The sequence below is a fragment of the Micromonospora foliorum genome (assembly GCF_022229015.1).
GTDB lineage: Bacteria > Actinomycetota > Actinomycetes > Mycobacteriales > Micromonosporaceae > Micromonospora > Micromonospora foliorum.
Window position 1 is genome coordinate 1 of the sequence record NZ_JAKKFF010000138.1, and the last position, 1,032, is coordinate 1,032.

Sequence of the window (1,032 nt, forward strand, 5' to 3'; positions counted from 1 at the left end):
CCCGCTCTGCTCCCTGTGTCCACCCCTGGCCTGTTTCGGCTGGGGTCCACGTGGGCCGCCGTGTGGGGGGGGGGGCGTGGGCTGCTGTGCCTCCCGTCGCTCGGGGCTGCGACCTGGCCGGCTGCCACCCCGTGCGCCCGCGGAGTACCCCACCCGGCCACCCCCCCCGCCAACCACCCGCCCCGAACCCAACCCGACGGCACCCGCCCCGACGGCACCCGCCCCGACGGCACCCGCCCCGACGGCACCCGCCCCGATGACGCTTGGCACGGTGACGGCGGCCGTCCGGGAGGCGTCGCCGAGTCGGACGCGGCTGGGGGTCGCCGCGGTGGTGCGGGTGCTGCTGCCGAGCAACTGTTGACAGCGCCGTTGGCGGGTCGGCAGAAGGGCACCTTTGTGCTCGCGGATGGGTTGCCCTCGTTCGAGCTGCGGGTGGCCGAGTTGGGCGATGACCTGTACCGGATCAGTACCCCGGCCGGCTCGGGTGTGGCGGGCCGACCGGCCGTGCAGGGGGAGACCGTGCGGCTTGACCTCGTGGAGTCCGGGACGCGCGGGCCTCGGGCCGTACGGGTGTTGCTCAACGAACGGGTCGCCTGGCGTCTCCACCTCTTTGGCGGGGTGAGCAGTCAGGTGTTGGACCTGACCCGGGCCCGGCTGCTGGGCGTGGAGCTCGCCGGCGGCTCCAGCCGTACCGAGGTTCTCCTGCCACCGATCACCGCCGCCGGCCCCGGCAGCCCCGCCGGCTCGCGTTCGGACAACCCGGTCGGCAGCCTGACCGTACGACTGACCGGCGGGACCAGCCAGCTCGACGTCCGGGTCGCCGGGGAGACTCCGGTACGGGTTCGGGCGGGAGCCGGTGCCGGCTCGGTGGTGGTACGCGACGACCGCTGGGATGGGGTGGCCGCGGGCACGGCGTTGGGCACGCCGGGTTGGGACCGGTCGGCGGAGCGCCTGTACCTGGACCTGGTAGCCGGCGCCAACAGCGTGATCGTGTCCTCCAGCAACCGGTGAGCCCACGCCGGGCCAGCCCAC

1 protein-coding gene is annotated in these 1,032 nt (G+C 74.9%); it reads left to right on the forward strand.

All coding sequences use genetic code 11. From position 1 onward, the window contains the following. The first annotated feature begins 357 nt into the window (after positions 1-357). Positions 358-1,011, forward strand: coding sequence for a hypothetical protein (locus PSH25_RS12405; protein ID WP_238659242.1), 654 nt, complete (start codon positions 358-360; stop codon positions 1,009-1,011). Positions 1,012-1,032: the final 21 nt, after the last annotated feature.